Genomic DNA, 20503 nt, shown 5'->3' with positions numbered 1-20503 from the left:
TCATGGACCCGCCGCCGCAGCGGCCGCCCCGGACCGGGGCCCGGGATGTCAGGGCGCGGCCCTGTGCGAGCCGGCGCTTACCGATGGCACGGGGCGTTCCCTTATCCCGCCAGCAGCTCCGCCACCCACTCCGGCACCGTCCGTGTCGCCGGGCCGAACCGGGTTTCCGCGAACCGCGACACCGTGGCCGACGGCTCCAGGTTCAGCTCGACCGTATGCGCCCCGGCTGCGGTGGCCTCCTGCACGAAGCCCGCCGCCGGATAGACCTGGCCCGACGTGCCGATCGCGGCAAAGAGGCCGGCGGTTTCCAGATGTCCGAAAATCTCGTCCATGTAATAGGGCATCTCACCGAACCACACGATATCGGGCCGCGCGGCGGCGGCGCGGCAGGCGGGGCAGGGCTCGCCCGCGCGCATCTCCATCGGGGCCGTCCAGCGGTGGCCGCAGGCGGTGCAGAGCGCGCCCGCCAGCCGTCCGTGCATGTGCAGCACGCCCCGCGCGCCGCCCCGCTCGTGCAGGTTGTCGACATTCTGGGTCACGATCACCACCTCGCCGGGCCAATCCGCCTGCAGCCGCGCCAGCGCCTCATGCGCGGCATTGGGCCGGGCGCCGGCGGCCTGAACGCGGCGCGCGTTGTAGAACCGCTGCACCAGCCCGGGGTCGCGCGCGAACCCCTCGGGCGTGGCCACGTCCTCGATCCGGTGTTGCGCCCACAGCCCGCCCGCGTCGCGAAAGGTGCCCAGCCCGCTCTCGGCCGAGATCCCGGCGCCGGTCAGGATGACGATCTTCTCCATCTTCTTTTCCATGCCCCCTCATTGCCCTATCAGAGTGCCGAAAGGAGCCGTCCATGACCACCCGAATCCTGTTCGTCTGCCTCGGCAACATCTGCCGCTCTCCCGCCGCCGAGGGGATCGCCCGCGCGCTGATGCCAGAGCTGGTGATCGACAGCGCCGGCACCTCCGACTGGCACCTGAGCGAGCCGCCATATGGCCCGATGCAGGCCGCCGCCCGGTCCCGCGGCATCGACCTTGCCGGCTTGCGCGCGCGGCAATTCGAGCCGTGCGATTTCCACCGCTTCGACCTGATCCTGGCGATGGACGGCGACAATCTGCACAGGATCGAGGCGCTGCGCCCGGAGGGCAGCGAAACGTCGGTGCGGCTGTTCACCGACTACGCGCCGGAAACCGGCGCCGATCACGTGCCCGATCCCTATTACAGCCGCGATTTCGACGGCGCGCTCGATCTGGTCGAGGCCGCGGCGGCCGGGCTGAAACGGGCGCTGTATCCCGGCGCCTGATCCCCGTTCTTAAGTGAAATCGAAACTGCGGGATCGTGATGCGAAATCTCGCGCGGGCTCACTTGCACCGGCGGTGCCGGCTGCGGAGGAATGGGGCCACCCTTCACCGCGACGCAGGTTCCGATGCCGCCGATCCGCGCCCTCCCTTGCCGGGCCGCCGCCCGTTCAGTGGCCCGCTCAGCCGTCGATCACCCGCAGCTGCCCCGCCAGCCAGGGCAGCCGGGCCGTCGCCGGGCCGATCATCTGGCTGTCCACCAGCCGGCGGATGGTCTGGGCGACGTCACGCGGCACCCGGTCGGCCCAGTCGGCCGCTGCGAACAGCGAAATGGTGCGCGAAAAGGCGGCAAAGGGCAGCGGAAAGGCCTCCAGATCGTCGTGAAAGCGACCGGCGCGCATATAGCCCAGCGGCGTCGTCACCGTCCAGCCGATCCGCCGCGCCACCATCGCCATCAGCGCCAGATGGCTGCCGATCTCGAACCGCTCCTCGAACTGCAGCTTATGGCGGGCCAGCTGCGCCTCGATCTGGCGGCTGATCAATTGTTCGCGGGCATAGCGCAGCAGCGGAAGATCACTCAGATCGGCCATGATATTCTGGCGATCCGAGACCGTGCCGCGTGGCGCCACCAGGATGAACGGGTCGCGCACCAGCGGGTATTCGACGATCCCCTCGCGCAGCTCTCCGGTGCTGGCCGCCACCGCGATATGCAGCCGCCGCGCCTCCATCGCCTCGCTGATCTCCAAGCTGGGCGCGGTGATCATCTTGAACCGGCAGCGGGTCAGGCTCTCGGCCAGAATGGTCACCAGCCGCGGCGTCAGGTCGTTGTCGAAGTCGTCGATCAGCCCGAACGACAGCGTGGTCAGCTCGCTCAGGTCCATCACCGTCAGCTCGCTCTGCGCCAGCCGCAGCTCGGACAGCACCGCCTCGGTTCGGGCCAGAAAGCTGCGCCCGGCGGGCGTCAGCACCATCGGTCGCCGACCGTGATCGACCAGCGCGGCCCCCAGCGCCTTTTCCAGGTTGCGCAGCTGCTGGCTGACCGCCGGCAGGCTCAGCCCGGTGATCTCGGCCGCCTGCGCCACCGATCCGGTCGTCGCCAGTGCCGCGAAGACCTCGAGCCCGCGCAGGGTCACGCCTTTCATGAGCATGTATCGCTCCCCGTTAGTTTCGCCTTTTGTGAATATACCCTTCCGCTGGGTCAAGCCTTCATTCTGGTCCCGAAGTTGCGAGGTGCCCGCCGTGACCGTTGAATTTCTCAAATCCGCCCGCCCGGCCGCGGCCCGGGGCGGCGCCGACATTTCCGATACCGTGCGCCTGATGCTGGCCCGCCTGGCCGGGGGCGGCGAGGCGGCCGCGCGCGATTATGCCTGCCGGCTCGACGGCTGGTCGGGGCCGGTCGCCGTGCCCGCCGCCGCCCTCCGCGCCACTGGCGCACAGGTGCCGCCGGACCTGAAACAGGCGATCGGCTACGCGCATGAGAACATCCGCCGCTTTGCCGAGGCACAGCGCGCCACCGCGCTGGATTTCGAGATCGAGCTGCGCCCCGGCCTCACCCTGGGTCAGCGGCAGATCCCGGTGAACGCGGTGGGCTGCTACGTGCCCGGCGGGCGTTATGCGCATATCGCCTCGGCGCTGATGTCGATCGCCACCGCGCGGGCCGCCGGTGTGCCCCATATCACCGCCTGCTCGCCGCCGCGCGGGGCAGCGGGGATTCCCCCCGCGCTGCTCTACGCCATGGCGCTGGCCGGGGCCGACCGCATCCTGGTGCTGGGCGGGGTGCAGGGCGTCGCGGCGATGGCGCAGGGATTGTTCGGCACGCCCCCCGCCGACATCCTCGTCGGCCCCGGCAACGCCTATGTGGCCGAGGCCAAGCGGCAGCTGTTCGGCCCGGTCGGCATCGACATGGTCGCCGGTCCCACCGATCTGATGCTGCTGGCCGACAATTCCGCCGATCCGCTGACGCTCGCCTGGGATCTGACGGCGCAGGCCGAGCATGGGGCAACCTCGCCGGTGTGGTTCGCCACCGACGACCGCGCGCTGGCGCGCGAGGTGCTGCGACTGGTCCCCGCCTGCCTGGCCGAGCTGCCCGAGCCCAACGCCGCCGCCGCCCGCACCGCCTGGGAGGATCTGGGCGAGGTGATCCTCTGCGACAGCCGCGAGGCGATGGCGGCGCTGGCCGACAGCTACGCCCCCGAACATCTGCATGTGCAGGCCCGCGATCCGGGCTGGTGGCGCGCGCGCCTCACCGCCTATGGCTCACTGTTTCTGGGGGCCGAGACCACGGTGGCCTTCGGCGACAAGGCCGCCGGCCCCAACCACGTGCTGCCCACCGGCCGCGCCGCCCGCTACACCGGGGGCCTCAGCGTGCACAAGTTTCTTAAGACGGTCACCTGGCAACGCGCCGCCGACCCGGCCCTGGCCGCGCTGGCCCAGGCCACCGCCACCATCAGCCGCGCCGAGGGGATGGAGGGCCATGCCCGCAGCGCCGAACGCCGGCTTGCCAATTCGCTCGCGCCGGTCAAACTTGCCGCACATCAGGAAGGATGACAGATGAACCTCGCCAAGTTTCCCCGCACCCGCCTTGCCCATCTGCCCACCCCGCTGGAGCCGTTGCCGCGGCTCAGCGCGGCGCTGGGCGGGCCCGAGATCTGGATCAAGCGCGACGACTGCACCGGCCTCAGCACCGGCGGCAACAAGACCCGCAAACTTGAATTCCTGATGGCCGAGGCGCAGCAGCAGGGCGCCGACATCGTGCTGACCCAGGGCGCGACCCAGTCCAACCACGCCCGCCAGACCGCCGCCGCCGCGGCCAAGCTGGGGATCGACTGTCACCTCCTCTTGGAGGACCGCACCGGCTATAACCACGAGAACTACAAGTATAACGGCAACGTGCTGCTCGACGTGCTCCACGGGGCGAGCATCGAGCATCGCGGCCCCGGCCTCGACATGAACGCCGAGATGGAGGCGGTGGCCGAGAAATTCCGCGCCGAGGGGCGCATCGCCTATACCATCCCCGGCGGCGGCTCCAACCCCACCGGCGCGCTCGGTTACGTCAATTGCGCGCTGGAGATGTTGGGCCAGTTCGTCGACCTCGGTCTGAACGTGGATCATATCGTCCACGCCACCGGCAGCGCCGGCACCCAGGCCGGGCTGATCACCGGTCTCAGCGCGATGAACGCGGACATTCCGCTGCTGGGCATCGGCGTGCGCGCGCCGAAGGACAAGCAGGAGGAAAACGTCTACAACCTCGCCGTCAAGACGGCCGAGAAGCTCGGCTGCCCCGGCGTTGTCGCCCGTGACGACGTTGTCGCCAACTGCGATTACGTCGGCGAGGGCTATGGCCTGCCCGCCGAAAGCACGCTGGAGGCGATCGACATCTTCGCCCGGACCGAGGCGGTCCTGCTCGACCCGGTCTATTCCGCCAAGGGCGCGGCGGGGCTGATCGATCTGATCCGCAAGGGACATTTCGCAAAGGGTGAAAAGGTGGTCTTTCTGCACACCGGCGGCGCCATCGGTCTGACCGGCTATTCCCATGTCTTCGACGTGGCGGCGAAGGCATGAGCTTGGCGGGCGCATTCTGCGCCCCCCTCGGGCAGGCGCAGCCCTTTGTCAGACTGGGGGATACAAAATGATCCCCATCGGCATCCTCGGCGGCATGGGGCCGGAGGCGACGATCCTGCTGATGCAAAAGGTGCTCGATGCCGTCCCGGCCCGCGACGATGCCGACCACATCCCGCTGATCGTGCACCAGAACCCGCAGGTGCCCAGCCGCATCGCGGCGCTGATCGAGGGGCAGGGGGGCGACCCTGCCCCGGCGCTGCAAGCGATGGCGCGCGATCTGCAGGCCGCCGGCGCCCGGGCGCTGGCGATGCCCTGCAACACCGCCCACCACTACGTCGCGGCGATCCGGGCCGCCTGCCGCCTGCCGTTCCTGAACATGCCCGAACTTGCCGCCGGGCGGCTCGCCGCGACCGGCGCGCGGCGGGTCGGCCTGCTGGCCTCGCCCGCGGTGCGGCTCACGGGGGTGTTCGACGCCGCCTTTGCCGCCCGCGGCCTCAGCGCGCATTACCCGGCGGACGAGGCCCCGATCCTTGCCCTGATCCGCGCGGTGAAAACCGGGGAGCGCGGCGGCGCCCCGGCGCTGGCGGACGTGGCCCGCGCGCTGATGCGGACGGGCTGCGACCGCGTGCTCATCGCCTGTACCGAATTGTCTCTGCTTACCCCCGGCCTGCCCTCGGACCTGCCCTGGATCGACAGCCTCGATTGTCTGGTGTCAGAGATCGTGCGCCGGGCTCGGTCGGGCGCAGGGACAGACGGAGGGACAGACGCACGGACAGACGCAGGGGCGGGCGAGGGGACCGCCGACCCGGGGGCCTAGCGGCAGGTCTTTGCGGCTTGCTCGCCGAATGCCTGATAGCGTTCCCACAGCTTCACATCGGCGGCGCTCTCCGACTGGCGCACCTCCTGCGCCTGATGCGGATCGCCGAACCAGCGCGCCACCTTGCGCCGTTCCAGCGCGTTCAGGCTGTGATTGGCCACCTTCTGGATGCAGCGGCACAGCGACGGCGCGGCCTTGCGGTTCGCCTGCATGCAGGCCCGTTCGATCACCCCCGCCTGTGCAGGAGCGGCCCAGCCCAGTGCCCCGGCTGCCAGCGCGATGATGAGAATATGTTTCATCCTGTTCCCCGTCCCAAACATCCCGCGTCCTGAATACCCCCGCCGCCAGAGCCGGTCCGGTGCGAATTGCGCCATACTATGTCCTATTGCGCAGCCTGGGGGCAAGGGCGCGGAGGCCGGCGACGCGGATTTGCGGCGCCAGGCCGCGGCAAAGCCGAGCGGGATTTTCAAAGGCGGCACTGCGGGACAGCGCGGCGGTCGGATTGAAGCGCACCTTGCCCGGAACAAAGGCGCGGCGCGCCGCCGGGCCGCGCCCCTGTGGTGAGCAATTGGCTCAAAGACCAGTAAAAGCTGGGATCGGCCCTTTCGCTGCCCGCGCCGGGTGCCGGAGCACAGGGCCAGAGCACAGGGCAGGACACACCAAACCCGAAAAAGGGCGGGGTCAGTCCCCGCCCCCTCTCGGGTGGTTTGTTTCTGCACCGGCCTGCCGGGTCAGTCACTGCTCTTGCCTCATCCCGCCTCTGACGTGCGGTTGTTTCGACACTGGAAACAATATCCATAGATTGTGGCGGAAATAAGGAATGCGTCCGGCGCCGCCCGCCGAGCGGTCCACTCCCCCTCCGGCACCCCGGACCACGCCCCTCTCTGCCCGCTTGACGGGGTTAGTTTTCCCATACATATCGCTCCTCATGACCGATCTTGCACATATCCGAAATTTCTCCATCGTCGCCCATATCGACCACGGGAAATCCACGCTCGCCGACCGCCTGATCCAGGAGACCGGAACAGTGCAGGACCGCGACATGAAAGAGCAGATGCTCGACGCCATGGATATCGAGCGCGAGCGCGGTATCACCATCAAGGCCAACACCGTGCGCCTTGAATACAAGGCCGACGATGGCGAGACCTACATCCTCAACCTGATCGACACCCCCGGTCATGTCGACTTCGCCTATGAGGTCTCCCGCTCCATGCGCGCGGTCGAGGGCTCGCTTCTGGTGGTCGACAGCACGCAAGGGGTCGAGGCGCAGACACTGGCCAATGTCTATCAGGCGATCGACGCGGATCACGAGATCGTCCCGGTCTTCAACAAGATCGACCTGCCCGCCTCCGACGTCAGCCGCGTCGCCGAACAGGTCGAGGATGTGATCGGCATCGACGCCTCCGGCGCCATCGCGGTTTCGGCCAAGACCGGGCAGGGCATCCATGAGGTGCTGGAATCCATCGTCCATCACCTGCCCGCGCCCAAGGGCACCCGCGACGCGCCGCTCAAGGCGATGCTGGTGGACAGCTGGTACGACGCCTATCTCGGCGTGATCGTGCTGGTGCGGATCATGGACGGCGTGCTGAAAAAGGGCGAGCGCATCAAGATGATGCAGAACGGCTCGATCCACCATGTCGACCGCATCGGCGTGTTCCGCCCGCAGATGGAGGCGGTGGACGAGCTTGGCCCGGGCGAGATCGGCTTTCTCACCGCATCGATCAAACAGGTGCGCGACACCCGCGTCGGCGACACCATCACGCACGAGAAGAAGGGCTGCGAGAGGCCGCTGCCGGGCTTCAAACCCTCGGTCCCGGTGGTGTTCTGCGGCCTCTTCCCGGTGGATTCGTCGGAATTCGAGGATCTGCGCGACGCGATCGAGAAACTGGCGCTGAACGACGCCTCCTTCAGCTACGAGATGGAAACCTCCGCCGCGCTCGGCTTCGGCTTTCGCTGCGGCTTTCTCGGGCTTCTGCACCTCGAGGTGATCCGCGACCGGATCGAACGCGAATACGATATCGACCTGATCACCACCGCCCCCTCGGTGGTCTATCACATCTACATGCGCGACGGCACGATGCGAGAGCTGCACAACCCCGCCGACATGCCCGACCTGACCCATGTGGACCATATCGAGGAGCCGCGCATCAAGGCCACCATCCTGGTGCCCGATGAATTCCTCGGCGACGTGCTGAAACTCTGCCAGGACCGGCGGGGGATCCAGGAGGAGCTGACCTATGCCGGCTCCCGCGCCATGGTGGTCTATGACCTGCCGCTGAACGAGGTGGTGTTCGATTTCTACGACCGGCTGAAATCGGTGACCAAGGGCTATGCCAGCTTCGACTACCAGATGACCGGCTACCGCGAGGATGTGCTGGTCAAGATGCAGATCCTGGTGAATGACGAGCCGGTCGATGCGCTCTCGACCATGGTGCACCGCGACCGCGCCGAGATGCGCGGCCGGGCGATGGTGGAAAAGCTCAAGGACCTGATCCCGCGCCACATGTTCAAGATCCCGATCCAGGCCGCCATCGGCGGCAAGGTGATCGCGCGCGAAACCCTGTCTGCGCTGCGCAAGGACGTGACCGCCAAATGCTACGGCGGCGACGCCACCCGCAAGCGCAAGCTGCTGGACAAGCAGAAGGCGGGCAAGAAGAAGATGCGCCAGTTCGGCAAGGTCGACATCCCGCAAGAGGCGTTTATTTCGGCCCTGAAAATGGACAGCTAAGGCTGGCCATTTTCAGGGCCAGTGGGCGAAAGCGGTTGGCAAAGCCAACTGCGTGCCCACACCCTGGCCAGTTAAGCGCTGAATATCCCAAAGCCCCCCGCCCCCGTAGGGCGGGCGTCAGCCCGTCTCCAACCCCGGGCCACCCTCCCGCCAAACACCCGCCTCCCGGGACCCTCCCCCAACACCCGCTCTGCCCGGCGTTCACGCCGGGCAGAGCCCGACCCGCCCCGTTGCACCGAAGGTGCGCCGCCTAAGATCGGCACGCCTCCGGCGTGACGGCGGGCGCTGCCCTCCGTCCTTGGTGGAAACCGGTAGGGCCACTCCGCCGCAGCCTCCGGGTCTTCCCCTCCGCCCCCCAACCCCCTATAGCGCTCCCATACCCAACCCACCCGGAGCCTTACCCATGCCCTGCGCCCTCTGTTCCGCCGATGCGCCCCTCACCGCCTATGCCGTCACCGGCGGGCCTGCGGATGCCAGCGTCGATCTTTGCGAGACCTGCATCGCCCAGATCGAAGGGGAGCCCGATCCCAACCACTGGCGCTGCCTGTCGTCCTCGATGTGGTCCGAGGAGCCGGCGGTCCAGGTGCTGGCCGCGCGGATGCTCAAGCGTCTGTCGGATGAGGATTGGGCGCGCGATCTGGCCGATCAGCTCTGGCTCGATGACGACACCCGCGCCTGGGCCGAGAACGTGCCGCAGGAGACCGGGCACAAGGACAGCAACGGCGTCCCGCTGGCGCAGGGCGACACCGTGGTTCTGATCAAGGATCTTCCCGTGAAAGGCGGCGGCTTCACCGCCAAGCGCGGCACGGCGGTGCGCGGCATCTCGCTGGTTCAGGACAACCCCGCCCATATCGAGGGCCGGGTCGAGGGCCAGCGCATCGTCATCCTGACCGAGTTCGTCAAGAAACGCTAAGGCCCGGGGCAGGGGCCCGCGAGGGCGTTCAGAGCTTTTTCTGGACGTCCCCGGCCACGTTCTCGATCGCATCGCCCGCCTTGCGCAGGTCGCGCCCGGCGCCCTTGGTGGTCTCGCAGGCCGCCAGCGCCAGCAGCGCCAGGCCAAAAACAAACATCCGCGTCATCGCATCTCTCCATCTGCTCGCTTGCCGTGGGATATAGGCCCCGCGCCCCGGGTCCGGCAAGGGGTGTCAGCCGGCGCGTCGGCGCCGCGCCGCCCATCGCCGGCACCGCCCGGTTGCCGACCCGATTGCCGCGACGCGGCCGCCTGCGATGCCGCCGCCCGCCCTCCATATTCAAATATTCGTAACAGACTATACGATTGCGGCATTATGTCCTATCCTCGCCAGTACCGATAAGGGAGGAAACCGCATGAAACACCTGATGACCGCCGCCGCACTCGCGGTCGGCGTGACCACTGCCGCCGGCGCCGCCTGGGCCGAGGGGCAAACCCATCACATCGCGTTCCACGTCGATCAGAACGACCCGCAGGTGATGAACATGACACTGAACAACGTCGCCAACGTCACCCAGTTCTACAAGGAACAGGGCGACGATGTGGTGATCGAGGTGGTGGCCTATGGTCCCGGCCTCAACATGTATGTGGTCGGAAAAAGCCCGGTCGCCGACCGCATCTCGGCCATGAGCCTCGAGATCGACAACCTGTCCTTTTCCGCCTGCGGCAATACCCACCGCAAGATGAGCGAGAAGGTGGGCCATGAGGTTCCCCTGCTCGAGGAGGCGGGGATGGTGCCCTCGGGCGTGGTCCGCCTGGTCGAACTGCAAGAGCAGGGGTTTGCCTACGTCCGGCCCTGAGGCCTGCCGCTGATCCCGTCCGGGCCGGGGCGTCCCCACGCGCTCCGGCTCTCTTTTTCGCGGCGCGGTCCGTTTTGCTCCGGATCTTTCGACGGACGTCGCGCGCGCGGGCGTGTAATCTGGGTTCGACAACCGGAATTGGTCCGAGGATTCCATGCAAACCCATTACACCCGCGCCCAGATCGCCCTGCACTGGGGCATCTTTCTGCTGATCGCGCTGCAATACCTGTTTCACGAACCCATCGTCGCCGCCTGGGACCGGCTGCGCGAGGGGGCCGAGATCGCCTTTTCGCCGCTGGTCGCGGGCCATGTCTTTGGCGGGCTGCTGATCCTGGCGCTGGTGGTCTGGCGCATCGCGCTGCGCCTGACCCGCGGCACCCCGCCGCTGCCCGAGGAGGAGCCGGCGGCGCTGAAACGCGTCGCCCACGGCACCCACCTCGGCCTCTACGGTCTGATGCTGCTGATGCCGGTGACCGGCGCGCTGGCCTGGTTCGGCGGCATCGGCCCGGCGGCCGGCGCGCACGGGCTGCTGCGCCTGCTGCTGCTGGCGCTGGTGGCGCTGCATGTGGCCGGCGCGCTCTATCAGCAATTCGTGCTCAAGACCGGGATCATGGCGCGGATGAAACGACCCGGCTAGGCGGATCGGGGCGCGCGCCGTTTCCCGGTGCCCCCTCGTCACCCCTGCGGCACCCTCGCCGGTGTCTTTGCCCCGCCTATCGGCTGTTCGTCCCTCTTTGTACGATACCGCCCGAAATCTCCCCAATCGGCCTGTTTCAGGATGTCGCGGCGGCGGGCGGGCTGTACGAAACAGCGGGAAAACTCCCCGATCCGGGCTGACGCAGATCAAGGTGCGCCCGGCCCCCGCCGCCTAGAAGCCGGGGCATGAGCCACCTCGTCCTGATCCTGCACCTGTTCATCGGCGCCACCCTCGCCGGCGTCGGTATCGTCGTTCTGCTGGTCGCCGGACTCGGCGGGGCTTGGGCGCTTGCCGCCGCCGTGGCGGTCGGGTTCGTCGCCGCCTTCCCCATCGCCCGCGCCGTCGCCCGTGCCATAGGCGGCGAGTAGGCGAATGGAATTGCCGGAAGCTTTCTGACGGCTCAACCCCGTTTCAGCAGCCCGCCCGCAAGGCTCGTCAGCGCGAAAAGCAACGCGGCGGTGCAGACGATGCTGGGTCCGGTCGGGGTGTCAAAGACTAGGGCCGCCCAAAGCCCCCCCAGCGCCGAGATCGCCCCCAGCCCGGCCGCGCCCGCCGCCATTCCCTCCGGCGTCGCCGCCAGGGGCCGCGCCGCCGCCGGCGGGATCACCAGCAGCGCCGCGATCAGTAAAACGCCGACAACCTTGATCGCAACCGCCACCACAACCGCCAGCGCGAGGGTCAGGACCAGCTCCTCCCGGCGCGGATCGATGCCGCCGGCACGGGCCAGATCCGGGTTCAGCGTCGACAGCAGCAGCGCCGGCCAGCGCCAGGCGGTAAGCGCCACGACCAGCACCGCGCCACCCCAGATCGTGGCCAGATCCCAGCGGGTTACCGCCAGGATGTCACCAAAGAGAAAGGCCATGAGATCCAGCCGCACATCGGCCAGAAGCGTCACCGCCACCAGCCCGGCGGCCAGCGCGGTATGCGACATCACCCCCAGCGCGGTGTCCATGGCGAACCCCCGGCCGGTCATCGCCGAGACCGCCAGCGCCATGATCAGCGCCGCAGCCAGAACCGCCGGCAGCACCGCCAGCCCCAGCCCCAGCGCGAAGGCGACGCCGAGGATGGCCGCATGCGCCGTCGCCTCGCCGAAATAGGCCATCCGCCGCCAGACCACGAAACAGCCCAAGGGCGCGGCCGCCAGCGCCACACCCAGCCCGGCCAGCGCCGCGCGCATCAGGAAATCGTCCAGCAGGGTCATTCGTGGGCATCCTCATGGTCATGGGCATGGTCGTGATCATGGGTGTGCTCGTGCCGGTAGAGCGCCAGCGCCCCCTTGGTGCCGCTGCCGAACAGCGCCCGGTACTCCGGCGCGTCGGCGACGATCTCCGGCGTACCCTGACAGCAGATATGGCCGTTGAGGCAGATCACCCGGTCCGAGGCCGCCATCACCACATGCAGATCGTGGCTGACCATCACCACGGCGCAGCCCAGTTCCTGCCGGACCTCCTCGATCCGGCGATAGAAGGCCGCCGCGCCGGGCTGGTCCAGCCCCTGGGTGGCTTCGTCCAGCAACAGCAATTGCGGCTGTTCCAGCAGGGCGCGGGCCAGCAGGACGCGCTGCAACTGGCCGCCGGAGAGGTCGGTCATCTGCCGCTCGCCCAGCCCAGCCGCGCCGGCATGCTCCAGCACGCGATCGGCCGCCGTGCGTCCGATCCGGCGCGGCAGGCCGAGAAAGCGGCGCACCGTCATCGGCATCGAGCGGTCGATGGCGAGCTTTTGCGGCACATAGCCGATGCGCAGTCCCGGCGCCCGTTCGATCCGGCCGGAGGCGGCGGACACCGCGCCGATCAGAGCACGCAGAAAGGTGGATTTTCCCGACCCGTTGGGCCCGACGATGGTGACGATCTCGCCCGGCGTGATCTCGACATTCACCTTTTCGAGGATCACCCGCCCGCCTAGCCGAACGGACAGGTCACGTGTGGCGATCAGCGGCGCGCTCATGCGGCGTGGTCCGCGCAGCCGGGGCAAAGCCCCTCGGCCTCGACCACCACCTTTTCGATGGTAAAGCCGGTGGCCCGCGCCGCGTCGCCCAACCGGCCGTTGTCCAGCCCGGTCTCGGCCTCGGCCACCGATTTGCAGGCGCGGCAGATCAGAAAGGCGGGAACGTGGTCGGCGCCCGGATGGGTGCAGGCGGCATAGGCGTTCATTCGCTCGATCCGATGCGCCAGCCCGTGGCCGGTGAGGAAATCCAGCGCTCGGTAGACAACCGGCGGCTGTGAGCCCATGCCCTCGGCGGCGAGGATCTCGAGGATCTCATAGGCGCCCATGGCCCGGTGCCGCTCCAGCAGAATCTCGAGCACCCGGCGACGGACCGGGGTGAACTGCAGCTTTTGCGCCGCGCAGAGATCCTCGGCGGCCTGCATGGCGTCGGCGATGCAATGGCTGTGATCATGCGCGTCAAAGCCGATGGCGGGCGCAGAGTTGGGCACAGAGTCGGGCGCAGAGGTGGGCGAGGGGTTGGGCATGGTTTGGGTCATCGTCTGATCATGGGGCGGGTTCAGGATGGATCGCAATCCTGTCGGTCAGGGGTTGATATAGTATAACATTGCCTATATCAACCGGCCTCGATTGTTATAACATAACGAACATACCAAACAAAAAGGACCGAGGACGTCAATGTCGAAACTCCCCCTTTTCGCAGCCTGCCTGTCCCTGTTGGCCGGACCGCTTCGAGCCGAAGTGCCGCAGGTGGTCACCGATATCGCACCAGTCCATGCGCTGACCGCGCAGGTGATGGACGGCGTCGGCACACCGGAGCTGCTGGTGCGCCCGGGCCAGTCGCCCCACAGTTATGCGCTTCGCCCGTCGCAGGCCCGCGCCCTGCAGCAGGCCGATCTGGTGATCTGGGTCGGCGAGGGGCTTACGCCCTGGCTGGAAAAACCGCTGACCTCGCTTGCCGCACAGGGGGAAATTCTGGAGCTGATGGCGGCCGAAGGCACGGTAAAGCTGCCCTATCGCGGCGCCGAGGATATTCTGGCGGCGGCCGAGGCGGCGCAGCGCCACGATGGGCAGGACGACCACGGCGGCCACGGCGAGCACGCCGCCGATGACGGCGAGGCCCGGGACGGCACCCATGGAGGGGAAGCCGATCATGAGGAGGCCGGGCATCATCACGGCCACGGCGGCGATGATCCGCATGCCTGGCTCGACCCGCGGAACGGTTCGGTCTGGCTGGACCTGATCGCCGGCAGGCTGGCCGCGCTCGACCCCGAGCACGCCGGGATCTATCGCGCCAACGCGGCCAGGGGACAGGCCGGGATCGCCGCCGCCATGAACGAGGTGGCCGGGATGCTCCGCCCGATGCAGGGGGTGGCCTTTGTTTCCTATCACGACGCGTTCCAGTATTTCGAGGCCCGGTTCGGCCTGACGCTGGCCGGAACGGTCACGCCGGGCGATGCCACCAATCCCAGCCCGGCGCAGCTGGCCCGGCTGCGTGACCGGCTGGAGGATCTGGAGGTGCGCTGCGCCTTTGCCGAGCCGCAGTTCGACACCCGGCTGTTGCAGGCGGCGGTGGCCGGGCGCGATATTCCGATCCTGGAACTGGACCCGCTGGGGCGCGCGCATGAGCTGGGCAAGGATCTCTATCCCGCGCTGATCCGCGATCTGGGTGCGGGGTTTGCGGCCTGCGCAGGCAACTGACGGCCCAGGCTCAGGCAGGCGGGGCGGAGGCATCCGGTCCCGGCCCCTCCTATTCGGCGGGATTGAACCCCTCGATCAGTTGTCGCAGGCCAAGGGCAGCGCCGGCGAAGATCGACAGGAAGGTGACCGGGGCGCTGATCGCCAGCACCGAAAAGGCGGACATACCCTGACCGACGGTGCAGCCCATGGCGATCACAGCGCCGGCCCCCATCACCGCCGCGCCGATGATCTGGCGGCGCAGCTCGCGCGGGTCTTCGCAGGCCTCCCAGCGGAAATGCCCCTTGATCAGCGACCCGATGAAGGCCCCCAGCCAGACCCCGGCGACCGAGCCCACCGCGAAGCTGACCGGGCGCAGGCTGCCGGTCATCGCCCAGAGGATGGATTCGCCCACCGGGGCGGAAAAGCTGTGCGACACCACCGGCAGCGCCTCGAAGCCGTGAGACGAGATGTATTGCGTCCCGCCCCAGCCCGAAACGATGGCGAGCCCGACCATGACGGACCAGAACATCGCCTTGGGATCGCGCCGCAGCGCCGGAGCCCAAAGGGCCGCGGCGGCGATCGCCAGCCCCACCGCAATGCCGATCACATGCACCGGCAGGCCGGTCAGCGCGGCGGCGTGGTGGGCCAGCCCGGGCGGAATATCCGAGGTGACGTCGACCTGTTCGAAAAAGAAATTGCGGATCGGGGCCAGCGGGCCGGCCAGCACCACATAGGTGGAGACCCCCATCACCAGCACGATCACGAATGAGCGAAGATCGCCGCCGCCCAGACGGGCAATGGTGCCAAATCCGCAATTGCCGGCCAGCGCCATGCCATAACCGAACATCAGCCCGCCGAGAACCGAGGCGACCGGCATCCAGCGGATGGAGAGATAGAAGCTCCGGGATTCGTCGAGCAGTCCGGCGCCGGTCAGGGCAAAGGTGCCTGTGACCGCCGTGCCGATGGCCAGGGCCCACATGCGCATCCGGGTGTCGCTGCCGCCGTAGAGCAGATCCTCGATCGCGCCCAGCGTGCAGAACCGCCCCAGCCGGGCGGCCAGCCCCAGCAACAGTCCGCCGAAGACCCCGACAAGGGCCACGGCCTGGCTCTCCGTCAGCCAATCAGGCATGCGGCTCCTCCCATCGGCGCGCGTTGCGCCGGGTTCAGCTTGTTGGAAATCGCGGCGACCCGCAAGGGGGCGCGGAGGTTAGTCGGCGTCGCAGAACAGGTCGTAGACCACCTCGAGGATGCGGCGCGGCTTGTCATCCGCCAGCCGGTAGTAGATCGCCTTGCCCTCGCGCCGGGGCACCACCAGCCCCTCGAGCCGCAGCCGCGACAGCTGCTGCGACACCGCAGCCTGACGCGCCGCAAGCAGCTCTTCCAGCTCGGTCACCGATTTTTCGCCCGTCACAAGGTGGCACAGGATCATCATCCGGCCTTCGTGGCTGATCGCCTTGAGGAAGTTGGACGCATCGGTGGCGTTTTCGACCATCTTGTCCAGTTCGTCCTCGGACATGTCCGTGGAGAATTGCGGGAGCGCCATGGGTTCGGTCCTCGTACTTGTCGCGGTTCAGGCCCTTACAGGGTGATCATGGTCTTGTCAGCCGTGCCGTCGGGGCGTCGTTCATTTTATTGTTACCCGTTGCCCTCCGTCCCGGCCGGGGCGTAATCGGTGTATCGGGTCAGCATCTGATCGAGCAGCGGCCAGAAGAAATCCTCTCCCGGATAGCCCTCCATGCGGGCGATCTCGCGGTTGTCCTCGACCAGCAGGAAGGTGGGGGTAAAAGTGACGCGGCGGGCAATTTCCAGATCGTCCGGCATGTTGCGCAGATCGACCCGGCGCAGCGGCGCGAATTTACCCTCGTCGGTCTTGGGGTAGGCCGGCGCGATCTCTTCGTTCCAGCGCGCGCACCAGGCGCAGCCGGTCTGCTCGACCATCACCAGATCGGTGGCATGCGCGGGAGCGGCGAGCATCAGCACGGCAAGCAGGCCCCCGAAAACTTTGTCGCGCAACATCAAACCACCCATTGACCTTAAATCGTTACACAAGATAATTTGAATATTTGAATAGATCAAGCCAAAGCCCGTCTGACGCGGCGGCTGAGGCCCTGGGAGGGGTTTAAATGCTGGAAATTTCGTTGTTCGGCGCCTTGGCGGCCGGTTTGCTGAGCTTTTTCACGCCCTGCATCCTGCCGATGGTCCCCTTCTATCTGTCCTACATGGGCGGGCTGAGCATGGCGGAACTGCGCGGCGACGGCGAGATTGCGCCGGGGGCCCAAAGGCGGCTGATCACCTCGGCGGTGTTCTTTGCGCTGGGGGTTACCACGATCTTCATGCTGCTGGGCATGGGCGCCACCGCGCTCGGCTCCATGTTCGGCCAATACCTGGATACGCTTGCCTATGTTGCGGCGGCGATCCTGCTGGTGTTCGGTCTGCATTTCCTCGGCGTGATCCGGGTGCCGCTGCTGTATCGCGAGGCGCGGATGGAAAGCAGCGCCGAGGCCAGCACGATCCTGGGCGCCTATCTGATGGGGCTGGCCTTTGGATTCGGCTGGACGCCCTGCGTCGGTCCGGCGCTGGCGTCGATCCTGATGATCGCCAGCGGCATGGGCGATATTTGGCGCGGGGCGCTGCTGCTGTTCGTCTATGGCGTCGGGATGACGGCGCCCTTCATCGTGGCGGCGTTCTTCGCCCGGCCCTTTCTGGCCTGGGTTCAGCGACATCGCACCGCCTTTGCCTGGGTGGAAAAAGGCATGGGGGCAATGCTGATCGTTTTTGCTATCCTGATCGCCACGGGGGGCGTGAATTTGATCGCCGACGCGATGATCCGGTGGATCCCGGGCTTTGCCAGCGTCGTCTGATGTCAACGAGTATTGGAGGACTACCCATGAAACGCATGTTTGCAATGCTGGCCGCCGTGGCGATGCTGGCGCTGCCGGTTGCGGCGGCCGAGGTCGGCGACGACGGGCTGCACAAGGAAGACTGGATGCGCGATACCTTCAAGGATCTGCGCGAGGACTTTGCCGAGGCAAGCGCCGAGGGCAAGCGCCTGCTTCTGATCGTCGAACAGCGCGGCTGCATCTACTGCAAGGAGATGCACGAGAAAACCTTTCCCGACCCGCGCATCCGCAAGCTCATGCACGAGACCTATTTCGTCGTGCAGCTGAACCTGCATGGCGACACCGAGATCGTCGATACCGATGGCGAGTCGCTGTCGGAAAAGGCCGCGGCGCGGAAATGGAACGTGATGTTCACGCCGACGATGGTCTTTCTGCCGCCGGAGCTGGACGAGAGCAGGCCGGCCGCCGCACAGGCGGTGTCGATCATGCCCGGCGCCTTTGGTCCGGGCACAACTTTCGACATGCTGACCTGGGTCGCCGAGGAGCGGTATCTGGACCAGTCGGAGGAGGATTTCCAGCGCTATCACGCGCGGATGATTCGAGAGCGTTCGGACGGAAGCACCGAGTAGGGAGGCGGTCTCCGGGGCGTCTCGGAGGCGGATGAGACGGCGAGGGGGCAGGAAAATATTCCGAAAATATCGACCCCTTGCGGCAAAACTTTCTAACAATTCACAATCGTGAATTTGTTGTTGCGACGCTGCTTTCGGTAGCCTACGGTATGCAGTGAGATAAAATAGCAGGCCGTTCCGGCAGGGCGGCAGCAATCGGGAGGAAACATGAAACTTACATCTGTGACATTGGCGGCGGCCCTGATCGGAAGCGCAGCCTTCGCGGCCGAGGTTGGTCCCAAAGAGGTCAAGTTCAATGACGACAGCGCCATTGAGATGTCCCTGACCGGCGTGGCCGGGGATGCGGCCAACGGGGCTGTGATCATGGCCACCAGATCGAAGGGCAACTGCGTTGCCTGTCACCAGATCACCGCGCTGAGCGCGCCCTTCCAGGGCAACGTGGGTCCGAGTCTGGACGGCGCCAGCGATCGCTGGAGCGCGGGAGAGCTGCGCGGTCTGGTGGTGAACGCCAAGATGATGTTCGAGGGAAGCGTGATGCCGGCCTTTTATCGGGTCGACGGATTCACCCGCCCTGGCGACGGCTATACCGGCAAGGCCGGCACGGAGCCGCTGCCGCCGATCCTGACGGCGCAGGAAATCGAGGATGTCGTCGCCTTCCTGACGACGCTCAAAGACGAATAAAATACCGCACGGGGCAGCCCGGGCGGATCGAAACGCAAAGGAGAGAGTAAATGGAGTTCACACGTCGCGATACCCTGGCCATGGGTCTGGGCGCTGCGGTTCTGACCCTGGTTCCGTTCCGGGCCTCGGCCGCGGTGGATGCCGCTGTCGAAGCCTTCACCGGCGGTGCCGCAATGGCCGATACCGGGGTGGAGCTGACCGCACCGGAGATCGCCGAGAACGGCAACACCGTGCCGATCGCGGTCAACGCGCCGGGCGCAACCGCGATCATGGTGCTGGCGGCCGGCAACCCGACCCCGGGCGTGGCCACCTTCAACTTCGGCCCGCTGTCCGGCAGCCAGAGCGCATCCACCCGGATCCGTCTGGCCGGCACGCAGGACGTCGTTGCGATCGCCAAGATGGCCGACGGCAGCTTTGCCCGCGCCTCGTCCACCGTGAAAGTCACCATCGGGGGCTGTGGCGGCTAAGCCCGCCTGGTCATCCAAACCCGAGACAAGGAGAATCTGAATATGGCATCTGGTGTTAAACCCCGCGTCAAAGCCCCGAAAAGCGCCGCAGCGGGCGAAGTGGTGACGATCAAGACCCTCATCAGCCACAAGATGGAAAGCGGTCAGCGCAAGGACAAAGAGGGCAACCTCATCCCGCGTTCGATCATCAACCGCTTCACCTGCGACTTCAACGGGCAGAACGTGATCGACGTGGAACTGTTCCCGGCGATCTCGACCAACCCGTACTTCGAGTTCGAAGCCACGATCCCCGAAGCCGGTGACATGAAGTTCACCTGGTACGACGACGACGGCTCCGTCTACGAAGATTCCAAGTCGATCCAGGTGGGCTGAGATAACAACATAATACGGCGCCCTGCTTCCGGTCCGTCCGGGGCAGGGTGATCCAAAGGGAGGATGTTTCATGAAGTTCAAGGCACTGACGGCAGCGGCAGCACTTATTGTTGCGATGCCCGTGATGTCGCTGGCCGATCCGGATGACGACCAGCTGGTGATCAACGGCGATCTTGAGATCACCACCAAGGCCGCCGCTCCTGCGCATATGGAAGAGACCGGCATCGACACCATCATGTCGGGCTGGCATTTTCGTTCGGACGAGACCCAGGCGCTGGAGATGGACGATTTCGACAACCCGGGCATGATCTTCGTCGACAAGGCGATCGATACCTGGAACGCGGTCGAGGGCAGCGCAGGTAAGTCCTGTGCAAGCTGCCATGACGATCCGTCCAGCATGAAGGGCGTTCGCGCGGTCTATCCCAAGTGGAACGAAGAGGCCGGCGAGGTGCGGACCATCGCGGCGCAGGTCAATGACTGCCGCAAGACCCGTATGGGCGCCGAGACCTGGAAGTACGACGGTGACGATATGGCCGCGATGGAAGCGCTGATCACGCTGCAATCGCGCGGCATGCCGGTGAATGTCGCGATCGACGGCCCGGTCCAGGCAGTCTGGGAGCAAGGCAAGGATCTGTACTACACCCGGACCGGTCAGCTTGATCTGTCCTGCGCCTCCTGCCACGAGCAGAACTATGGCAACATGATCCGCGCTGACCATCTGAGCCAGGGCCAGATCAACGCGTTCCCGACCTACCGGCTCAAGAACGCCAAGCTGAACACCGTGCATGCCCGCTTCAAGGGCTGTGTCCGCGACACCCGCGCCGAGACCTACAAGCCCGGCTCGTCCGAGTTCGTCGCGCTGGAGCTTTATGTCGCCAGCCGTGGCAACGGCCTGTCGGTCGAAGGACCCTCGGTCCGCAACTAAGTCAACCCGACCCCGCGCTTCGAATTCCGGAGCGCGGGGTCGTTTTCGCAATAGGTATTCACATATGCGAATGTGTGTGCCGCAGGAACGGAAAGCTGTTTTC

Annotated in this window: 26 protein-coding genes; 16 read left to right on the top strand and 10 right to left on the bottom strand. The window is 66.9% G+C overall.

Translation table 11 applies throughout. The annotated features are described in order from the left end of the window. Window positions 1-101: 101 nt before the first annotated feature. Window positions 102-794, bottom strand: a complete 693-nt coding sequence (locus E1832_RS18825; protein ID WP_133361555.1) for an NAD-dependent deacylase — start codon at window positions 792-794, stop codon at window positions 102-104. 53 nt (window positions 795-847) lie between these two features. Between E1832_RS18825 and E1832_RS18820 the strand changes: the two genes are divergently transcribed. Further along, a complete protein-coding gene (locus E1832_RS18820) occupies window positions 848-1297 on the top strand; it encodes a low molecular weight protein-tyrosine-phosphatase (RefSeq protein WP_133361324.1) in 450 nt (149 codons plus the stop codon). A gap of 177 nt (window positions 1298-1474) precedes the next feature. On the opposite strand, the gene E1832_RS18815 is transcribed toward E1832_RS18820, so the two are convergent. Then, window positions 1475-2440: a LysR family transcriptional regulator gene (locus E1832_RS18815; RefSeq protein WP_133361323.1), complete on the bottom strand. Its 966-nt coding sequence runs from the start codon at window positions 2438-2440 to the stop codon at window positions 1475-1477. A gap of 91 nt (window positions 2441-2531) precedes the next feature. On the opposite strand from E1832_RS18815, the gene hisD reads away from it, so the two are divergent. The 3 genes from hisD to cuyB all read left to right on the top strand — a co-directional run bounded on the left by hisD (window position 2532) and on the right by cuyB (window position 5670). Next, window positions 2532-3839, top strand: coding sequence for a histidinol dehydrogenase (gene hisD, locus E1832_RS18810; RefSeq protein ID WP_245514049.1), 1308 nt, complete (start codon window positions 2532-2534; stop codon window positions 3837-3839). Between the two features lie 3 nt (window positions 3840-3842). Continuing rightward, window positions 3843-4853 (top strand): D-cysteate sulfo-lyase, encoded by a 1011-nt coding sequence (cuyA, locus tag E1832_RS18805; protein WP_133361322.1) that lies wholly within the window; start codon window positions 3843-3845, stop codon window positions 4851-4853. A 67-nt stretch (window positions 4854-4920) separates the two neighbouring features. Continuing rightward, window positions 4921-5670 (top strand): cysteate racemase, encoded by a 750-nt coding sequence (gene cuyB, locus E1832_RS18800; RefSeq protein WP_206021078.1) that lies wholly within the window; start codon window positions 4921-4923, stop codon window positions 5668-5670. Here cuyB and E1832_RS18795 read toward each other — a convergent pair. Beyond that, complete coding sequence (locus E1832_RS18795; protein ID WP_133361321.1) at window positions 5667-5969, bottom strand: hypothetical protein; 303 nt, start codon at window positions 5967-5969, stop codon at window positions 5667-5669. The genes cuyB and E1832_RS18795 overlap by 4 nt on opposite strands. 629 nt (window positions 5970-6598) lie before the next feature. Here E1832_RS18795 and lepA point away from each other — a divergent pair. Together lepA and E1832_RS18785 are read left to right on the top strand one after the other, a co-directional pair. Next, window positions 6599-8398 (top strand): translation elongation factor 4, encoded by a 1800-nt coding sequence (lepA, locus tag E1832_RS18790; protein WP_133361320.1) that lies wholly within the window; start codon window positions 6599-6601, stop codon window positions 8396-8398. Between the two features lie 403 nt (window positions 8399-8801). Beyond that, entirely contained in the window at window positions 8802-9311 is a 510-nt protein-coding gene (locus E1832_RS18785) for a PhnA domain-containing protein (protein ID WP_133361319.1), read from the top strand. Window positions 9312-9339: 28 nt separating this feature from the next. Here E1832_RS18785 and E1832_RS18780 read toward each other — a convergent pair whose 3' ends face one another. Continuing rightward, a complete protein-coding gene (locus E1832_RS18780; RefSeq protein ID WP_133361318.1) occupies window positions 9340-9477 on the bottom strand; it encodes an entericidin A/B family lipoprotein in 138 nt (45 codons plus the stop codon). Window positions 9478-9724: 247 nt separating this feature from the next. Here E1832_RS18780 and E1832_RS18775 point away from each other — a divergent pair, with 247 nt between their 5' ends. From E1832_RS18775 to E1832_RS18765, 3 genes are all read left to right on the top strand, one after another. Next, complete coding sequence (locus E1832_RS18775; protein WP_133361317.1) at window positions 9725-10168, top strand: DsrE family protein; 444 nt, start codon at window positions 9725-9727, stop codon at window positions 10166-10168. Window positions 10169-10322: 154 nt separating this feature from the next. Beyond that, window positions 10323-10805, top strand: a complete 483-nt coding sequence (locus E1832_RS18770; RefSeq protein ID WP_133361316.1) for a cytochrome b — start codon at window positions 10323-10325, stop codon at window positions 10803-10805. Between the two features lie 245 nt (window positions 10806-11050). Further along, window positions 11051-11233, top strand: coding sequence for a CTP synthetase (locus E1832_RS18765; RefSeq protein WP_133361315.1), 183 nt, complete (start codon window positions 11051-11053; stop codon window positions 11231-11233). Window positions 11234-11265: 32 nt separating this feature from the next. On the opposite strand, the gene E1832_RS18760 is transcribed toward E1832_RS18765, so the two are convergent. Genes E1832_RS18760 through E1832_RS18750 form a run of 3 tightly spaced genes read right to left on the bottom strand, consistent with a single transcriptional unit; the run spans window position 11266 to window position 13333 of the window. After that, complete coding sequence (locus tag E1832_RS18760) at window positions 11266-12066, bottom strand: metal ABC transporter permease (RefSeq protein ID WP_133361314.1); 801 nt, start codon at window positions 12064-12066, stop codon at window positions 11266-11268. Continuing rightward, window positions 12063-12809, bottom strand: a complete 747-nt coding sequence (locus tag E1832_RS18755; RefSeq protein ID WP_133361313.1) for an ATP-binding cassette domain-containing protein — start codon at window positions 12807-12809, stop codon at window positions 12063-12065. The genes E1832_RS18760 and E1832_RS18755 overlap by 4 nt, the downstream gene beginning before the upstream one ends. Next, complete coding sequence (locus E1832_RS18750; protein ID WP_133361552.1) at window positions 12806-13333, bottom strand: Fur family transcriptional regulator; 528 nt, start codon at window positions 13331-13333, stop codon at window positions 12806-12808. The genes E1832_RS18755 and E1832_RS18750 overlap by 4 nt, the downstream gene beginning before the upstream one ends. A 151-nt stretch (window positions 13334-13484) precedes the next feature. On the opposite strand from E1832_RS18750, the gene E1832_RS18745 reads away from it, so the two are divergent. Next, window positions 13485-14507, top strand: a complete 1023-nt coding sequence (locus tag E1832_RS18745; RefSeq protein WP_133361312.1) for a zinc ABC transporter substrate-binding protein — start codon at window positions 13485-13487, stop codon at window positions 14505-14507. 49 nt (window positions 14508-14556) lie between these two features. On the opposite strand, the gene E1832_RS18740 is transcribed toward E1832_RS18745, so the two are convergent. The 3 genes from E1832_RS18740 to E1832_RS18730 all read right to left on the bottom strand — a co-directional run bounded on the left by E1832_RS18740 (window position 14557) and on the right by E1832_RS18730 (window position 16502). Continuing rightward, the gene (locus E1832_RS18740) at window positions 14557-15615 is read right to left on the bottom strand and encodes a YeeE/YedE family protein (RefSeq protein ID WP_133361311.1); all 1059 of its coding nucleotides are present in this window, start codon (window positions 15613-15615) and stop codon (window positions 14557-14559) included. Window positions 15616-15693: 78 nt separating this feature from the next. Beyond that, window positions 15694-16029 carry an ArsR/SmtB family transcription factor gene (locus E1832_RS18735; protein WP_133361310.1) on the bottom strand — a complete coding sequence of 112 codons (336 nt, stop codon included), beginning with the start codon at window positions 16027-16029 and terminating at the stop codon, window positions 15694-15696. A 92-nt stretch (window positions 16030-16121) separates the two neighbouring features. Then, on the bottom strand, window positions 16122-16502 hold the full coding sequence (locus E1832_RS18730; RefSeq protein WP_245514048.1) for a thioredoxin domain-containing protein: 381 nt from the start codon (window positions 16500-16502) through the stop codon (window positions 16122-16124). 107 nt (window positions 16503-16609) lie between these two features. On the opposite strand from E1832_RS18730, the gene E1832_RS18725 reads away from it, so the two are divergent. The 6 genes from E1832_RS18725 to soxA all read left to right on the top strand — a co-directional run bounded on the left by E1832_RS18725 (window position 16610) and on the right by soxA (window position 20400). Continuing rightward, entirely contained in the window at window positions 16610-17347 is a 738-nt protein-coding gene (locus E1832_RS18725) for a cytochrome c biogenesis CcdA family protein (RefSeq protein WP_133361308.1), read from the top strand. A 26-nt stretch (window positions 17348-17373) separates the two neighbouring features. After that, on the top strand, window positions 17374-17955 hold the full coding sequence (locus E1832_RS18720; protein ID WP_133361307.1) for a thioredoxin family protein: 582 nt from the start codon (window positions 17374-17376) through the stop codon (window positions 17953-17955). A gap of 207 nt (window positions 17956-18162) precedes the next feature. Continuing rightward, window positions 18163-18636, top strand: a complete 474-nt coding sequence (gene soxX, locus E1832_RS18715; RefSeq protein WP_133361306.1) for a sulfur oxidation c-type cytochrome SoxX — start codon at window positions 18163-18165, stop codon at window positions 18634-18636. 50 nt (window positions 18637-18686) lie between these two features. Continuing rightward, window positions 18687-19103, top strand: coding sequence for a thiosulfate oxidation carrier protein SoxY (gene soxY, locus E1832_RS18710; RefSeq protein ID WP_133361305.1), 417 nt, complete (start codon window positions 18687-18689; stop codon window positions 19101-19103). Between the two features lie 42 nt (window positions 19104-19145). Continuing rightward, window positions 19146-19475 carry a thiosulfate oxidation carrier complex protein SoxZ gene (gene soxZ / locus E1832_RS18705; RefSeq protein WP_133361304.1) on the top strand — a complete coding sequence of 110 codons (330 nt, stop codon included), beginning with the start codon at window positions 19146-19148 and terminating at the stop codon, window positions 19473-19475. A 70-nt stretch (window positions 19476-19545) separates the two neighbouring features. Beyond that, window positions 19546-20400 carry a sulfur oxidation c-type cytochrome SoxA gene (soxA, locus tag E1832_RS18700; protein WP_133361303.1) on the top strand — a complete coding sequence of 285 codons (855 nt, stop codon included), beginning with the start codon at window positions 19546-19548 and terminating at the stop codon, window positions 20398-20400. Window positions 20401-20503 lie beyond the last annotated feature (103 nt).

This window comes from Antarcticimicrobium luteum (assembly GCF_004358185.1).
Classification (GTDB): Bacteria; Pseudomonadota; Alphaproteobacteria; order Rhodobacterales; family Rhodobacteraceae; genus Antarcticimicrobium; species Antarcticimicrobium luteum.
This window is presented reverse-complemented; position numbering and strand designations above follow the sequence as displayed.

Bases quoted from the DNA above. Each gene is read 5' to 3' on its own strand.
- E1832_RS18750 (WP_133361552.1), bottom strand. From the start codon at position 13,333: ATGCCCAACCCCTCGCCCACCTCTGCGCCCGACTCTGTGCCCAACTCT.
- E1832_RS18735 (WP_133361310.1), bottom strand. From the start codon at position 16,029: ATGGCGCTCCCGCAATTCTCCACGGACATGTCCGAGGACGAACTGGAC.
- E1832_RS18730 (WP_245514048.1), bottom strand. From the start codon at position 16,502: ATGTTGCGCGACAAAGTTTTCGGGGGCCTGCTTGCCGTGCTGATGCTC.
- E1832_RS18775 (WP_133361317.1), top strand. From the start codon at position 9,725: ATGAAACACCTGATGACCGCCGCCGCACTCGCGGTCGGCGTGACCACT.
- E1832_RS18765 (WP_133361315.1), top strand. From the start codon at position 11,051: ATGAGCCACCTCGTCCTGATCCTGCACCTGTTCATCGGCGCCACCCTC.
- lepA (WP_133361320.1), top strand. From the start codon at position 6,599: ATGACCGATCTTGCACATATCCGAAATTTCTCCATCGTCGCCCATATC.
- E1832_RS18780 (WP_133361318.1), bottom strand. From the start codon at position 9,477: ATGACGCGGATGTTTGTTTTTGGCCTGGCGCTGCTGGCGCTGGCGGCC.
- soxX (WP_133361306.1), top strand. From the start codon at position 18,163: ATGAAACTTACATCTGTGACATTGGCGGCGGCCCTGATCGGAAGCGCA.
- E1832_RS18760 (WP_133361314.1), bottom strand. From the start codon at position 12,066: ATGACCCTGCTGGACGATTTCCTGATGCGCGCGGCGCTGGCCGGGCTG.
- cuyB (WP_206021078.1), top strand. From the start codon at position 4,921: ATGATCCCCATCGGCATCCTCGGCGGCATGGGGCCGGAGGCGACGATC.
- E1832_RS18755 (WP_133361313.1), bottom strand. From the start codon at position 12,809: ATGAGCGCGCCGCTGATCGCCACACGTGACCTGTCCGTTCGGCTAGGC.
- E1832_RS18785 (WP_133361319.1), top strand. From the start codon at position 8,802: ATGCCCTGCGCCCTCTGTTCCGCCGATGCGCCCCTCACCGCCTATGCC.
- E1832_RS18825 (WP_133361555.1), bottom strand. From the start codon at position 794: ATGGAGAAGATCGTCATCCTGACCGGCGCCGGGATCTCGGCCGAGAGC.
- soxA (WP_133361303.1), top strand. From the start codon at position 19,546: ATGAAGTTCAAGGCACTGACGGCAGCGGCAGCACTTATTGTTGCGATG.
- soxZ (WP_133361304.1), top strand. From the start codon at position 19,146: ATGGCATCTGGTGTTAAACCCCGCGTCAAAGCCCCGAAAAGCGCCGCA.
- cuyA (WP_133361322.1), top strand. From the start codon at position 3,843: ATGAACCTCGCCAAGTTTCCCCGCACCCGCCTTGCCCATCTGCCCACC.
- E1832_RS18820 (WP_133361324.1), top strand. From the start codon at position 848: ATGACCACCCGAATCCTGTTCGTCTGCCTCGGCAACATCTGCCGCTCT.
- E1832_RS18770 (WP_133361316.1), top strand. From the start codon at position 10,323: ATGCAAACCCATTACACCCGCGCCCAGATCGCCCTGCACTGGGGCATC.
- E1832_RS18795 (WP_133361321.1), bottom strand. From the start codon at position 5,969: ATGAAACATATTCTCATCATCGCGCTGGCAGCCGGGGCACTGGGCTGG.
- E1832_RS18725 (WP_133361308.1), top strand. From the start codon at position 16,610: ATGCTGGAAATTTCGTTGTTCGGCGCCTTGGCGGCCGGTTTGCTGAGC.
- E1832_RS18720 (WP_133361307.1), top strand. From the start codon at position 17,374: ATGAAACGCATGTTTGCAATGCTGGCCGCCGTGGCGATGCTGGCGCTG.
- E1832_RS18815 (WP_133361323.1), bottom strand. From the start codon at position 2,440: ATGCTCATGAAAGGCGTGACCCTGCGCGGGCTCGAGGTCTTCGCGGCA.
- soxY (WP_133361305.1), top strand. From the start codon at position 18,687: ATGGAGTTCACACGTCGCGATACCCTGGCCATGGGTCTGGGCGCTGCG.
- E1832_RS18745 (WP_133361312.1), top strand. From the start codon at position 13,485: ATGTCGAAACTCCCCCTTTTCGCAGCCTGCCTGTCCCTGTTGGCCGGA.
- E1832_RS18740 (WP_133361311.1), bottom strand. From the start codon at position 15,615: ATGCCTGATTGGCTGACGGAGAGCCAGGCCGTGGCCCTTGTCGGGGTC.